The following is a 14,806-nucleotide window of genomic DNA, read 5'->3' on the forward strand; positions in this document are numbered from 1 at the left end:
TTTTTTATAAAATTAGGAAAAACCTTTATTGCTTTTTTGTTTTAAATTTTTTGTTGTTTTTTTTGAGATCGTCTTCGTCAGTAATTTGATGATATATATTGATAAATTGTCGAATAACTGAAAGTGCCAGAAGCGATGTCCGGCACTTTCAGCTCTCTAAACTCGCCTAGTTAGGATTGGTGGGATAGAGCCCCTGTACTGCAATACAGGCGGTTAACCCCATTGCAGAATTACGCGCCGAGAACGGCACTCCGCCTCCGACATTATTGCCTACCACCGTTTCCGGTACTTTGACGGTGAACGACGGTATGTTGGCCGCGCCTGTCACGGTGACATCGGCAGGCAATGTCGATCCGCTACCCGGTTTGGCTGCCTGATACGGTCCTTTAAACGTGGCGTTCTGGTTCGTTGCGCCGACCGGCACGGTGGCGCTAATCGCCGTCAGGTAGTTTGCCCCTGCCGCCGGTGGCGGGTGTGGCGGTGGAGATCGGTAGCGCGGTTGTGACATTGAGATTGCCCGCGGTGGCAGATACCAACACATCAAAGGTGGTGGTGAGCGATTGCGTGGTAGGGTGGGTGTGAGGCGCGATATTGCTTGCTACCAGCGTGGCCGTCTCGGCACCCAGCGATTGACCGCGTTGTATCAGGGTGAGCCCTGTGCCTTGCCCTGCGCCAACGATGCTTCTGCCGCGCAGGTCTGGCAAGGTAAAGTTATTGGTTTGCGGCGAGCCACCCCATATATTGCCGATCAATGCATAGAGTGCCTGGTAGGTGCTGATCGAGACGGATTGTCCAGCAGCAGGCAGATAACCACTGGGACAGTAACTGGTCACCATATAACATACCGAGCCGATATAGGGCGTATCGCCCGCACAAGCAGACGCATTTTCAGCATGAAACTGACAACGGCTAATGACGCTGCGAGAACGAATTTGGCATAGCATCGTTTCGTTAATTTCGTCATGACTCCCCCTTGATAGACAGATTGCCTTTTTCCGGGTTTACGCGAGTAGATATGGTGTTAATTAGTCATCTTATTATTTTAGCTATTATGGTATTGGCTTGTTTTTTAGTGGCTTATGAGCAATAGCCTACGTGTGGATTTTTGTCGGTAATCCTCCGAAAAAATAGCATTATTTTGAAATGTATCGATATGCCGCAAATATGCCGGAGAGGGGGGCGCTAAAAACCACTTTCGCGGATACCCAAAGCGGCAATACGACGCCAGAGGATTCCTGCAAGTGAGGTTTTCTCTCCGGTAACGATCACGCTGCCGCGTAAGGGTTGCTGCGCCCGAGTGGCTTGATAGACGAGGGAAAACTGTACACGGTATTGTGCTTGTACCGGCTGCGGATTACGGTCATTGTCCCGACGAACCGCAATCGGGCCGTGGCGATCGGAGGCGAGCATCTCTTGTTGCAAATAGGCACTGCCCGTGGGCGCGATGTTGCGCAGCGTCACATCCAAACGAGGAAAGGCGGGATCGTCGGCGATAAATACGCCGTGCATGCCTTCCTGGGTAAGTGTGAGCGATTCCTCGGGGAGGTAACCAACCACTCGACGTTGGGTGGGTTCCACTACGCGCAATAGCGGTGTGTCTGCGGTTAGCCAGCGGCCCGCCGTCAGATCGCGCGCCAGATCGCGCACCTCGCCGTCATCTGGCGCGCGGCACCACGGCGCAGTTGCTGCTGTAGCTGAGCAATGCGTTGGCGTTCAATATCAAGGCGATAATCGAGATCGCTCGAGGTTAATTCCAGCAAGATATCCCCGGCGTTAACGCGCTGCCCATCGGCCACGTATAACCGATTAACCTGTGCAGGCACGGGAGCATAAAGCGTAGAGACATTTTCCGCCTCCAATACGGCGGGAATACGCACACTGCCTCGCCACGGATAAAACAGAACAAACACCAGCAGCAGGCCGAGCAGTAAGCTGCGCAATGCGCGTGCTGGATGTATCGCGGCACGCATTGACCACCAGGTATAGGTTTCTTTCAGGATAGGTAATGCGATAAACCAGGCGATCTCAACCAGCATCAGACCAATGCCAATCACCTTGATAAAGAAATGGTAAACTACCAGCGCGATGCCAAAGAACAGGAAAAAGCGCCATATCCACGATGCATAGCCCCAGATCAGCAATTTGCGTTGTAAGGGAGGCGATGGGCTTTCTGGCGGCGGATGTCCATAACCGAACAGGCTCTCCCGAAGCCGCCAGCGGCAAAGCGCATAAGCGCGTTCTTGCAGGTTCTCGATGCGTCAAAAATCGCTGAGCAAGAAATAACCATCAAAGCGCATCAGGAGATTAAGGTTTACTGCTAACGTCGTCAGCCAGGTGGCGCTGGAAAGCATAAAAGCGGCAGTGCGCGTCGGGCCGTCGGGAAGCAATGTCCAGGCCAATAGCGCGATGGCTGCCAGCATTAGCTCAGCCAGAATTCCTCCGGCACCGATCAGCAATCGCGCCCGGCGATCTTTGGTTTTCCAGGCGTCAGTGACGTCGGTATAGAACAGGGGAAACAGCACGATAAAGGCAACCCCCCATGCTTTGTACCCGACAGCCTGCACGTTTCGCCATAAAGGCGTGCCCCAGTTTGTGAATGAACTTGGCAAAAACCAGAGAAAGGCCAAACACCGCCATGCCGGACAGGCTGAACAGGTGGGGAAAGGAATGGGTGTAACGCACCCAGTCGCGGCTGACCAAAAATAGCCCCAGCGCCAATACCAGCGGAAATACCCCAAGTCAGAAATACGGCACCGTAGCGTTGTAACCATGGCCAGCATAGGTTGAGTACCGGGTCCGGGCGACACAGCGGAATGCGAAAAAATAAGTATTGATGAAGTAAGCTTTTCCATAAGCTGGTACACATTGTTTTGGCCTTGCCCAGATAGCGTTGGCGTTGCTCGGGATCGCTCGCCGCCACCAGATCGTGTTGACGCAAGAATTGCATCAACTGCTCCAACTCTTTGATGTGTAAAGGCAAGCCTGGCTCATTGTTGGCGGCCACTAAAATCTGCTGCGGGTGGCGCAGCGACCAGTGACGTAGCAGGCGAAGGGCAGTAGGCGTTAGCGTGAAATAGCGTCCGGTGATGGGATCGGCCAGCACCCACTGCGGGGCACCGTTGATGCCAGGCGCCGATTCCACCAATTGAAGGTCAGCGCGCAGATGGGGCTGTTGCGAATTCATAGCCCAATCGCCTGACGGATCACCGCCAATGGTCGGCGGAACAAGTAAACTGCCAGAGGCACATAGTCGCCGGAAATTTTAGCGGTACCGCGCAGGCCGATACGGGGTGGTGCATCAGTAAAACGCGCATCCAAACGGTAGGCCAGATTCCCGGCTGGCGTCAGCTCTGATTCATAGGCTATGCGTTCCAGCAGTGCGTCGTGCGGTGTCAAAGGATCACTGTCCAGAAACAGCGTAATGGGTGCATCGGGCTGAAGCTGGATGGCATCGCCCACATCCAATTCAATGCGTAACGCCGCCAGCGTAGGATCGGTCAACTCCATCAAACGCTCACCGGTGCGCACCGGTTTACCTACCCATCGCGTGGCATCGGCAAAGACAGCGATACCATCACGTTCTGCGCGAATTTCCGCTCGGTTCAGGAGTGCGTTGGCGTAATCGCGCTCAGCGCGTTTCTGTGCAACCTGAGCGGCAGGAAAATCGAGCCGTGTTTTAGAATCGGTATCCTGAAAGGCACGCTGGGCGCTGGCACGGTGCTCTGCTTCGGCAACGTTAATGGCACGCTCTGCCACTTCAGCCTGTGCTTTCAGCGTGGTGCTGTCAAAACGGACCAGTAGGTCGCCTTGCCGTACGCTTTGATTTGGCTGCACCGCGAACGACTGAATCACGCCATCCAGCGGTGCGGCAACAACACGACCTTGATGCGGGGTGACCTCTGCGGGCGCCAGCACAGATTGACGTACCGGAATAAACAGGTAGGCAAACAACAGCAGTGCGGGCACGGCGATTTTCCACCGTGACTGTCGCCGACGCCAATGGGTCGTTTGTGGTTCGAGCGCCAGCCAGGCGTGACTAAATGCGCCGCTCAACTGTTCATCCAGTACTCGCTCGTTGTTTTGCCACGGATGTTCTCGCGCATACCAAATGGCACCGAATGGTTTACCCTGGTGATCGAGCAACGGTGCCCGCAGCGCTTCGGGTGCGGACAACGCTAGCCAATCATTTCGGCTTTGTTCATCAAGGTGCGTAGCTTCAATGACCGTACATTGCGTTAATATTTTTTCGTCTGAGGATAATAACTGGGCGCTGGCGCGTTCAATAAAGGCCACAAAAGGGGCGTGCGGTGCTGGTTGCGTAACGCCGGTGACTGCGCGTACCCGGCCATTGACGATCAGCGCTGCGTGACGAAAGCCGAATAACGGCTGGCTGTCGTTGACGATACAATAAGCCAGTTCTTCCGTACTGTTGGCCGCCCGCGCTCGGCGCTCCACGTCAAGAAAACGTGCGAATGCTCCTGCTGTGGCTGATTCCGGTGCCGTACTCACCGCGCCTCCGAAAACTGTGCCGTTCCACTCATGCCCGCTATCAACGACGAGTCCGGTTTTTCTAACGCTCCCGTCAGGCTGAGTGTCTGACTGCTCTCGTCAATACGTGCGCCGAGTCGTGTGACCTTGGCGTGCAAGGGTTTCCCTGTCTCGTCTGGCGTAAAGATGAAAGGTAACCCGGGTTTCAGCACCGAGAGCAGACGCGATGGAATCAGCAGGTTGATCTCGAGAACGCGGTTATTGACGACGTCCATTAAGGGGGCACCTTGCGCTACGCTCTTAAATGCCTGCGAGCGGCGTTTTACCACCTGTCCATCAAATGGTGCCACGATGCGACAACGATTGACCTGAATCTGATACACCTGGCTTTCGGCCTGTGCTTGAGCGAGGTGGGCTGCAGAGAGCGCTACCGCGTGTTTCCCGACGGATTTCATCTGAGCCAACTGCTGGTTTTGGCTTAATTCAGCCTCTGCCGCACGCGCAGCGGCTTGTGATGCCGACAGTTGTGCTTGATAGATGGCGCAATCAAAACGCGCCAGAACATCGCCCTTCTTGAAGGATTCCCCCTCTTTATAGGGCATCTCCACGATGCGTCCCGGCAGTTCGCTGGAAAGGGTGGCTTGATCGACCGCCACTAAAATACCCCGAGCCTGTGTGTCGGGGTGAACTTGCGGTGTCTCGAGTGCTGCCGGTGAGGTTAGCAAGGGATCGGATGTATTCGCCTGAGCGATATGCATCCACCCCCACGCCAGTAAGAGTCCTGAGGTACTGAGGTAACGCAACGTGCTCGCTTTTTTCACCCGTGTCCACCTATGCCGCGCAAACCGTGATAAATACGTAACAGGTGTAATGCGCAATTGGCGTTACGGTCTGTTAATTATTTGTATTTAATGTTTCGCAGTATAGCAAAGCTGTACTGCGGCGGAAGGGGGAGAGCATGTTCAGAGTGAAACTTTCATCGTTGTAGAGCATGTGCGCGATTGTTGCTTTTATGCGCCGCGTTTATTGGGATATCATCCAATAGCCGTGCGAATCGTTACGAGCCATCTACACACTTTCGAACCGTTGATAATACCGACATTGATATTTATACGGTGATACCTGAATGCCCGAACCATGTTGGCATCTGCTGTTATTGATCCTACCCACCAATACTGAACTCAGAGAAGAGATCAATCAGGCAGGTTATCAACCTTACGAAATTTAAGGCTAAAGGATCTGATAAATGGATCGATAAATCATTCGATTACTCATGCGCTTGTCAGTAACTGGGAAAACAGTTGCTATGGATATCAAACATTTTCATGCGCTCGAGAGGGCAGGATTTACGGGAGGAATAGCGGGAAGTGGCTACCATCGTAAAAATGTGATGATAAAGAGAGTGTTATACTTCAATAAGTTACGATTAAATCGCACCTCCCTAAATCCTTTCTTTTTATTCGAGTTGTATTTTATCCACATATGCATGACACAGACTATTGAAATAATACATCGCGAAAACTAGAGTCTTATTAAAGGAAAGTTCCAATATTGCAGAGCGATATGATATTTTTCAATTTCTACTGTCTATGAAAAGCCTGTGTTCAATCATCAATCCTTGGATGCTGCTGCACCAGGCGCGACCGTTTCACCTACAACGCTGCAATCTCCTGATCGATATTTTCGATTTTCTGCTCGATGTTATCGTAGTGCTCACCCAGAATTTCCTTTGCCTCCTGAATATCGGAAGCGGCAGGTATCGCCCCTTTTAAAGGACGATTCGCTGTCTCATTCATGGTGATACCGGTGATAATACCAATCAATGCAATTACCATCAGGTAGTAAGCTGGCATCATCAGATTCGGGGAGCTTTCCACAAGCCAGGCGACAAGGGTCGGAGTGAGGCCAGCAACCATTGCCGAGATATTAAATGCAACCGCTAGCGCGCTATAACGAATATGCGTCGGGAACATCGCTGGTAATAAGGAAGCCATCACCCCGGTAAAACAATTGAGGATAACCGCCAGCATAAACAGACCGGCGAAAATCAAACCAATAGCGTTGCTGTTAATAAGAATAAACGCCGGAATTGCCAGTGCAAATAACGCGATCCCGCCAATGATTACAAACGGGCGACGACCAAAACGGCCACTTAGTAGCCCCATAACTGGCCGAACAAACAGCATCCCGATCATAATAGCGATAATAATCAGTACACCGTGATCTTCCGAGTAGTGCAGGTTGTGTGAAAGGTAGCTCGGCATGTAAGTAAGCAGCATATAGTAAGTCACGTTGGTGGCAATCACCAGACCAGTACATGCCAACAAACTGCGTCAATGGTGAGCTGCAATCTCTTTGAAGGAGACTTTTGGCCCTTCCTGTAAGCCTTTGCGGTCACCTTGCTCCAGTTTATCGACATGCTGCTGAAAGGTAGGGGTCTCTTCCAACGCATGACGCAGATAAAGACCAATGACCCCTAATGGCAATGCAATGAAAAACGGAATGCGCCAGCCCCAGTCGAGAAAATTCTCCTCACCAACCACAGTAGAGATCAATACCACCACACCCGCACCCATTACGAAACCGGCAATTGAACCGAAATCCAACCAACTGCCCATAAACCCACGCTTACGGTCCGGTGAATACTCGGCGACAAAAATTGATGCGCCAGTATACTCACCACCAACCGAAAAGCCCTGCGCCATCTTACATAACAGCAGCAAGATGGGGGCCCATATACCAATTGACGTATACGATGGTATCAGGCCAATTAAGAAGGTACTGATCGACATGATAATAATCGTGATAGCCAGGATTTTCTGGCGACCGTATTTATCTCCAAGCATCCCGAAGAATAATCCGCCAAGCGGTCGAATCAGAAAAGGAACGGAGAACGTTGCAAGCGCTGCAATCATCTGTACGCTGGGATTAGCACCAGGGAAAAACACTTTACCTAATGCATAGGCAATAAAACCATAAACACCAAAATCAAACCACTCCATCGCGTTGCCCAGCGAAGCGGCAGTAATCGCCTTACGCAGTTTTTCGTCATCGATAATTGTTACATCGCCAAGCGTAATCGGTTTTACTTTTTTCCTTTTCAGCATAACTGCCCTCATAGACCAAGCCTTATTTTGTTACAAGCTGAATTAATCAGCGTGAATGTCATCATTGATCGTCGGGAATATTCAGACACGATTCCGCTAACAAGCGTAGCAGGTTTACTTTTGAGGTCCGGTTAGGAAGGCGAAACTGAATCTGTTAGCGCATTCATCAGGCGGAAAATGAACAATCTCCCTATGGATAACGTTGCCCCTGGGTAACGTTTATGGTTAATAAATTCACCAATCGCACACCTGTTCCCTTTTTTGAGCCCAGCCTGAATTGCACTTCCCAAATTCACATCAATCCAGCTCAGCATACACATCCAAAACATCGGAAGGACGACATACATCATTCCCAACATCAGGTCCATGCTCCAACCGTCGGTCATTGAGTTGAAGAAACCAGCCAGTGGAATATGACGGTTTGTGGCCCCCTTGATTTGCCATGCTGTCGTGGAGGATGGTGATTAACGTCGTCAAGCCAGCCAGCTCCCACCAGAAGGTGATAAATGTCAGCGCAAACAACGCAAATGAGAGGGTGACTAAACATCATCAGCTCCGAGATGACTGTGATAATCATCATTTGCAGCAACGCCTGAATCATTGGCAATGCCTGCTTCAGCGTATCGAACCCGGCGACACTTCTATCTGTTTAACGCTCAGCTCAAGGGTAGACATCAGGCTCTTGAGAGTACCAAGCCCTGAGGTGGTATCGGCACTACCTGTTGCATCGGGGGGCCCACTGCCGGACAACGCTGCGTTACGCGGACTGACCAGCCAGCGCAAGCCCATTTCTTCCCACAGGGTATCAGGGAATGGGTACTGCATTTCCTTGCGGGTACTATCATTGAAACTCGTCAGTTCATCTTTCTCCAACGCCTGGTACGGTAGCACTGCCAGAAACAGGGCGCAGCGGGTAATTGTATGGCGCATAAGCTGCTCTCCCGGTATATCTGGTGCTCGGGAGAGTGACGCAAGGCCGCTAGGCTGGCGAAAATTAAAATAGAAGAGTTTGCTTGCCTATCTTAACTATTCGTTGGATATACGAAAATCACCTCCCTAACCCTTCGCCAACTTTCTGGCCATTCTTGGTTAAAAAAATGACCTCAAGGTCAGATGAAGAAATGCTCACATCTAGTCACTAAATTATTAACAGAGAATAAACCAACAGCTTTGTTATTCTTTCCTTTCAAAAGAAACTTCATTTTTCACGAAAGAAGCAAAAAGTACTTTTTTGTTACCATCAATAAAATAGTCGTGTAACTTAGCTATAGCAACATCGTAATCAGACACAAAAAAACTTAATCCTGACATTTTATCTGAGACACTTTTAATATACATGTCAAACACTTTCTTTATATTGCCTAACTTGACACCCTTCTTTACCGCCGCAGCACTTCTAAAAAGCTTATCCAAAAAAAGGTTTAACTCCAATATACATAAAAATACCTTTTGCAGATTTGCTATGGCTAACTTCGCATCCCCCAGACTTATTTATTGAATATTTTAGCACAGAGTCGAGTCTAACCATTTGTCCCGGTTCAGATAATACAACTGGTATCTTATTTAATTCGTTTTTGTAATCATTTCCCGCAATTGTCAAACAAATTTCATTTGCATCCCCAGCTTTCTCAACAGTTGTCCCCTTAACAAGCAAGCACTCAGGATCATTGTAGCCATCAGAAAACTTTGATAACTCTGTTGGAGGATTGATGGATAAAACAACAACATTTCCCTTGCATTTATCACTTTCAGCTAATTCGATATTTCCAGATGACGCACTTAAGTATTCTTGCTCAGTCCTAAATGATTTGCAATTACTATTAACTTGCTTATTAAACTCATGTAGACTCTGTTTGAAACCATCATTTTTATATTCTGTATCAATAACTCTCCAGTTTATATCTTCATAGCCTGACTTTTTAAGTTGCTCATGTATAAAAAACTCCGTCAGTAATCCAGCAGAACCTAATGATATTAATGTTATTGGTGAATTACGTGACGGCATTTCCTGTTCGATTTTTGATGCAACCTGGTTTATAAAATCAATTCTACTGTTACACGATGCAATATTTTCATCTTCAAACCAAGAAAGATGGCTCATAGGTCGGAACGTGAGGCCCCCATCCGATTTAAGATGCGAGTTTCTAATCGCATGAGCCGTCGTTAACGGACTCGTTTGGCACTTACCGTAGGGCTCAAGTGCTGAAGTGGTTATATTGTTGCTTACTGATGGGAGCATCATTAATCATCTCTTTTAGTTGTATAATTTACCCTCAAGAAATCATATATTTCTCTCAAGCACGGTTCTTCATTGATAGTAAACTATGTAATATATGTCTCCGCCAAAAGAACGGTAATAAACTCACACAAAAAGTGACAACCTCCTTTTACAATCCATGAATGTGTTTAGATGTTTGCATGTATAAATAATACTCATGGTTATTTAAAAACATGATAAATTATAAAGCTGTAGAGTAATTATGGTAAATGATTGCAATCATAATGAACATAGTAAATAGCATCAAAAAATGACCTTTACTCCATGCTGGAAATCAATGTCAGGTTGTTTGCTTTCAAAAGATTTTAGTCGCGATAAATAGACTATATATTGACTCTTTACATTATCCCAAAACTAAACATTGTATCCTTCATTGAGCCCTTTCCCTCTATTTATGTCACTAAATACTAAAAGTCCCTTGCTTGAATAACGTATGGTCAGCTCAGCTAAATAGTCCATTTAGCACTCAACCTTGCTCGATTTAGAGCTATTTATCTGATCGGGCTAGGAGGAAACATTTTATAACCGCTTATAACTTTTTTCTCAGAGGATTAAGGAAGGTGCGATTTAATTGTGACTTATTAGAGTATAACACTCTCTTTATCATGAAGTTTTTACGATGCCAGTCATTTCCCGCTATTCCTCCCGTAAATCCCGCTTTCTTGACAGCATGAATGTGCTGGTTCCATGGGACGATATTACAGATATCAGCGGGCAAGACGAAGCTCACTGGCGCGCAGGAAATCATGGAGATTACATTCCAGCGCTAGTCGAGTTAGCATCCGACCTTGGTAGCTATCAATCTTCACCAGCAGTTCTGGTAGGCGTTTCAACGGCAGGGCAAGGTGATGTTTGGTCACAACCGGGGTCACAACGCCCTTCAGATCGTAAGCTGGATTGTATTTGATCACGCCTTACTGCACCGCATGGCGCATGATCTTGGTCAGATACTGGCGTACCCGACTAGCGACGTTATGCACGCCTTTATCGTCAATCGCTTTAACCAGTTGTGCCAGATGGCGGGTTTCAATATGGGCGATATCCATCGCTCCCAATCGCGGGGAAAACGTAGCGTTTCAGGCAGGTAAGAATTTTATCGGCGTGGGCTTCCGACCAGAGCTTAAGGCTGCTGGTGTGCCACGCTGTGGCGATATACCGAAAGGTGCGGGATTCCTCAACGGTGGGGTTGTTCGATTTACGAAGCTGAAAAGGGCTGAGTCCAGATGCCAGCAACTTGCGCGCCGCATCGCGCTTTTCACGGACTGCTGCCAATGAAATCAACGGGTAAGCGCCGAGGGCGAGGCGATTCTCTTTACGGTCGAAGGTATAACGGAAATACCGCCGCTTAGCGCCATGAGTAGATATCGTTAGATAAAGCCCTAACGCATCGGTGAGCTTGTATGATTTCTCTAGGTTTTTGGCTGAACGGATCTTGCTATCCGTTAACATGGGCGGGTCACTCCGTTCATCGAACCGAATGACCCGTAATTTGACCCACTTTTTTCCGGATACCTAGGGATAACTAAGAATGCATCGGGAAAGATTTTTATGCCACTTTGGTTACATTACAAACACATAGGGATTTATAGGAACGTATAGGGAGGCATAAAAAAGGAGAAGTGGTGCCCGGACTCGGAATCGAACCAAGGACACGGGGATTTTCAATCCCCTGCTCTACCGACTGAGCTATCCGGGCAACGGGGCGCATTAAACCGTATTGGGTCAGTGCCGTCAATGAGTTTATATCACATTCCCGTACGAATGCTGTGAATTCGAGCAGTGACGTGATTTTTTACAGCAAAAATGGTTTTTCTGGGTTTGAATACCTGCCAGGCAAACGTTTTCTTATTCGGCGTAATTGCTATTGGGCGTATTGTTTTTGCAAAAAAAAACCGTGCCACTATAACGCCGTTTTTTACTCCCCATTCACGAGCGGTTAAATAGGACGTCACTATGTCAGATTCATTGCGCAAGGTGCAGGCTGTACGCGCCGGGCTGTCGATGATGCCTGCTTGTGTGTTCGGTTTCCGTTTGTCTGCATTCTCTCTATTATCCTCCTTCACCATGCGGTGAGGCGTTCAGATGCTCACTGTTAGGCATGAGTAAGAACAGCGCATCGCTCTGATTTTACTGATGTCTATCGGGCGGGGCTGGATCCAGTTTCTCCTTGCGTGTTAAGCCGTATAGGCAAAAAGCGGTATTTGTCAGTCGCACCGTCTGGTCTTGTCATAAGATTAATGTATATCTGTTTTAGTCTGCGGGTATGCCATCTAGGCCTGACAGTGATGACGCTTTACACGGTGCCTTTGCGCCACTACTCATCCTTAAGCGTTTGGGTTTGGTTACATGAAACAGTTAAAAATTGCAGCGAACGCGACGGTTGCGAGCCGTCTTCATACCCAGCGAGAAATTGTCTCCCTGAGTCAAACCTACTTTACTGATGTGGCCGCGGTTGTCGTTTCTCTTGAAGAGGCGCGATGTGTGGTGTTGTCGCTGTTGCAGCATACCGGTTTTGGCATTCCTGCATTCGTGGTGAACGAGCCTTGGTATTCAGCAGAGGAAGCGTTGCCATCAGGCAGCAGTGGTCGTCGCTTATGGCTCGAGTGCATCAAGCAAGGTATCGATACCCGTAAGCAACTACTGGCCCGTTGTTCATTGATCAAACCTTTTGTTCCAGATCTGATCTACGGCGTGCTGTGGCAGAATCACGCCACGGACGACATTGCGCAGGATGTGCGCCTCTTCAATTTCGAGCCGGGAGCAGCGTGGCATGCGTTTGAAGGATATGCGCAAGGTCAGTATGTTATCGATCCGTGCAAACTGTTGCTGACTACGGCCGGTATTGATGCCAGCAGCGGTGAATATACCGATTTCGGTATTCCGGCCACCATTTTGGCCAACTATCTGCGTGAACATGGCATCATCCCAGAGAAAAGCGATCTTAACTCGATCCTGTTTCTGCTGACGCCAGCGGAAGATAGCACCAAGCTGGCGCATCTGGTGGAGGCATTGGTCCGCTTTGAAGCGTTGATTGCGCGCGATGCGCCGTTAAGTGAAGTATTACCGAATCTCTACCACAAGTATGAACAGCGCTACTCTGACTATACATTGCGCCAATTGTGTCAGGAAATGCATGATTTCTATGTCAGTCATAACGTGCAGTATTTGCAGAAAGCCATGTTCCGCAAAGCGACGCTGCCGCGTGCTGTGATGCTGCCGCAAGAGGCAAACAATGCCTTTGTGCGCGGAGAAGTAGATTTGATCCCACTGGCCGAGTCTGAAGGTCGTGTCGCGGCAGAAGGTGCGCTTCCTTATCCGCCGGGCGTGCTGTGTGTAGTGCCGGGAGAAATTTGGGGCGGTGCGGTGCTGCGTTACTTCCTGGCGTTAGAAGAAGGCATTAACCGGATGCCGGGTTTCTCACCGGAGTTGCAAGGCGTTTACAGCGTTGAGCAGGAAGATGGCAGCAAGCGCCTGTGTGTGCATGTGATTCAGGAATAATCGCTATTAACGGTATTAGCGGCGCGAGGCGTAAACCCTCGCGCCGTTTTTTTATTCGGTGGCAGACGCGGGGGTTGCCGCGATTTCGCCATTAGCCGCAGCGCGACGCTTTTTCAGCCCATACCAGCCCACAATCAGCAGGATAGCCAGCACCGGAGTGGAGGCAATAGTCCAGGTGCCGTTCGGGTAGTCAAACGCCATCAGCACCACCACGCCCAGCAAGAACAGCAGTGTCAGCCAGGAGGTAAACGGTGCACCGGGCATCTTGAATGAAACGAGTTCCGCTTTACCCTGTTTGATGGCCTGGAGCAGCTTCATCTGGCACAAAATAATGAATGCCCAGGAACAGATGATGCCGATAGAGACCATGTTCAGCACAATCTCAAACACCTGCGACGGCACAATATAGCTAAGGAATACCCAAACGATATGGATCACCACCGTTACCATGATGCCGGTATAGGGAACAGACTGCGCACTCATTTTCGACAAGAAGTGCGGCGCTGAGCCACCCTGAGACAGCGAGCGCAGAATGCGTCCGGTCGAATAGAGGCCGGAGTTCAGGTTGGATAGCGCTGCCGTAAGCACCACCACGTTCATCACATCCCCCATGTAGGGGACGCCCAGCTTGCTAAAGAAGGTGACAAACGGGCTTTGCCCGGCCTGATAGGCGTTCCACGGCAGCAGACACACCAGCAGCACGATGGAGCCGACGTAAAACAAGGCGATACGCCAGATAACGCTGTTAACGGCTTTGGGCAGAATGCGTCGGGCATCTTTGGCTTCGCCTGCGGCAGTGCCGATGATTTCGATGCCGGCAAAGGCAAAGATCACGCCCTGAACCAGCACTAATGCGGGCAATAATCCGTGGGGGAACAGGCCGCCGTTATCACTGATGAGATGAAAACCGGTTGGGTTGCCCGCAACAGGGTGACCGCTTGCCAAAAACACCGTACCAACAATCAGGAACAGCGAAATGGCGGCTACCTTGATCAAGGCAAACCAGAATTCCATCTCCGCGAACCATTTCACGCCAATCAGGTTCATGGTGGTAACGATGGATAGCGCGCCTAAAGCCAACACCCACTGCGGCAGGTTCCCCAGTAGTGCATATAGAGCGCAACCGCCGTGATATCCACAATACCGGTCATCGCCCAGTTAAGGAAATACATCCAGCCTGCAAGGTACGAGCCTTTTTCGCCGAGGAATTCTCTTGCATAAGAGACAAAACTGCCGCTGGAAGGGCGATGAACAATCAACTCACCGAGTGCACGCAAGATAAAGAAAGGGAAAATACCGCAGGTCAAGTACACCAGCGCCAGTGAAGGGCCTGCCAATTGCAGGCGAGCTGCGCCTAAAAACAGTCCGGTACCGATAGAGCCGCCAATGGCGATCATCTGCACGTGGCGTTTGCTAATGCTTTTCTGATAACCCT

General features: G+C 49.6%; 8 protein-coding genes, 1 tRNA gene and 6 pseudogenes. 2 read left to right on the forward strand and 13 right to left on the reverse strand.

Going from position 1 to position 14,806, the window contains the following annotated elements:
• Positions 1-166 precede the first annotated feature (166 nt).
• The 12 genes and pseudogenes from JZM30_RS00770 to JZM30_RS00840 all read right to left on the reverse strand — a co-directional run bounded on the left by JZM30_RS00770 (position 167) and on the right by JZM30_RS00840 (position 11,939).
• Complete coding sequence (locus JZM30_RS00770) at positions 167-508, reverse strand: hypothetical protein (RefSeq protein ID WP_252318015.1); 342 nt, start codon at positions 506-508, stop codon at positions 167-169.
• On the reverse strand, positions 432-944 hold the full coding sequence (locus JZM30_RS00775; protein ID WP_252317229.1) for a phage tail protein: 513 nt from the start codon (positions 942-944) through the stop codon (positions 432-434). The genes JZM30_RS00770 and JZM30_RS00775 overlap by 77 nt, the downstream gene beginning before the upstream one ends.
• Before the next feature lie 238 nt (positions 945-1,182).
• A pseudogene (locus JZM30_RS24520) lies at positions 1,183-3,184 on the reverse strand (site-2 protease family protein).
• A complete protein-coding gene (locus JZM30_RS00800; protein WP_252317234.1) occupies positions 3,181-4,509 on the reverse strand; it encodes an efflux RND transporter periplasmic adaptor subunit in 1,329 nt (442 codons plus the stop codon). Before JZM30_RS00800 ends, JZM30_RS24520 begins: the two are co-directional and overlap by 4 nt.
• A complete protein-coding gene (locus JZM30_RS00805; protein ID WP_438801469.1) occupies positions 4,506-5,291 on the reverse strand; it encodes an efflux RND transporter periplasmic adaptor subunit in 786 nt (261 codons plus the stop codon). Before JZM30_RS00805 ends, JZM30_RS00800 begins: the two co-directional genes overlap by 4 nt.
• 849 nt (positions 5,292-6,140) lie before the next feature.
• Positions 6,141-7,595, reverse strand: a pseudogene (gene proP / locus JZM30_RS00810) (glycine betaine/L-proline transporter ProP).
• 615 nt (positions 7,596-8,210) lie between these two features.
• Positions 8,211-8,525: a hypothetical protein gene (locus JZM30_RS24525; protein WP_438801451.1), complete on the reverse strand. Its 315-nt coding sequence runs from the start codon at positions 8,523-8,525 to the stop codon at positions 8,211-8,213.
• A 243-nt stretch (positions 8,526-8,768) separates the two neighbouring features.
• The gene (locus JZM30_RS00820; RefSeq protein WP_252317235.1) at positions 8,769-9,008 is read right to left on the reverse strand and encodes a hypothetical protein; all 240 of its coding nucleotides are present in this window, start codon (positions 9,006-9,008) and stop codon (positions 8,769-8,771) included.
• Positions 9,001-9,696 (reverse strand): hypothetical protein, encoded by a 696-nt coding sequence (locus JZM30_RS00825; RefSeq protein ID WP_252317236.1) that lies wholly within the window; start codon positions 9,694-9,696, stop codon positions 9,001-9,003. The genes JZM30_RS00820 and JZM30_RS00825 overlap by 8 nt, the downstream gene beginning before the upstream one ends.
• Positions 9,697-10,583: 887 nt before the next feature.
• Positions 10,584-11,322, reverse strand: a pseudogene (locus tag JZM30_RS00830) (tyrosine-type recombinase/integrase); the annotation flags it as partial.
• Positions 11,323-11,493: 171 nt separating this feature from the next.
• Positions 11,494-11,569 (reverse strand) — tRNA-Phe (locus JZM30_RS00835).
• Between the two features lie 49 nt (positions 11,570-11,618).
• Entirely contained in the window at positions 11,619-11,939 is a 321-nt protein-coding gene (locus tag JZM30_RS00840; protein ID WP_252317237.1) for a hypothetical protein, read from the reverse strand.
• A 280-nt stretch (positions 11,940-12,219) separates the two neighbouring features.
• On the opposite strand from JZM30_RS00840, the pseudogene JZM30_RS00845 reads away from it, so the two are divergent.
• Both JZM30_RS00845 and JZM30_RS00850 read left to right on the forward strand, forming a co-directional pair.
• Positions 12,220-12,402: pseudogene (locus JZM30_RS00845) on the forward strand (Orn/Lys/Arg decarboxylase N-terminal domain-containing protein); the annotation flags it as partial.
• 45 nt (positions 12,403-12,447) lie between these two features.
• Positions 12,448-13,371: pseudogene (locus JZM30_RS00850) on the forward strand (Orn/Lys/Arg family decarboxylase); the annotation flags it as partial.
• Between the two features lie 51 nt (positions 13,372-13,422).
• Here the strand turns inward: JZM30_RS00850 and ansP are convergent.
• Positions 13,423-14,768 (reverse strand): annotated as a pseudogene (gene ansP / locus JZM30_RS00855) (L-asparagine permease).
• Positions 14,769-14,806 lie beyond the last annotated feature (38 nt).

Source organism: Candidatus Symbiopectobacterium endolongispinus, assembly GCF_018777385.1.
Classification (GTDB): Bacteria; Pseudomonadota; Gammaproteobacteria; order Enterobacterales; family Enterobacteriaceae; genus Symbiopectobacterium; species Symbiopectobacterium endolongispinus.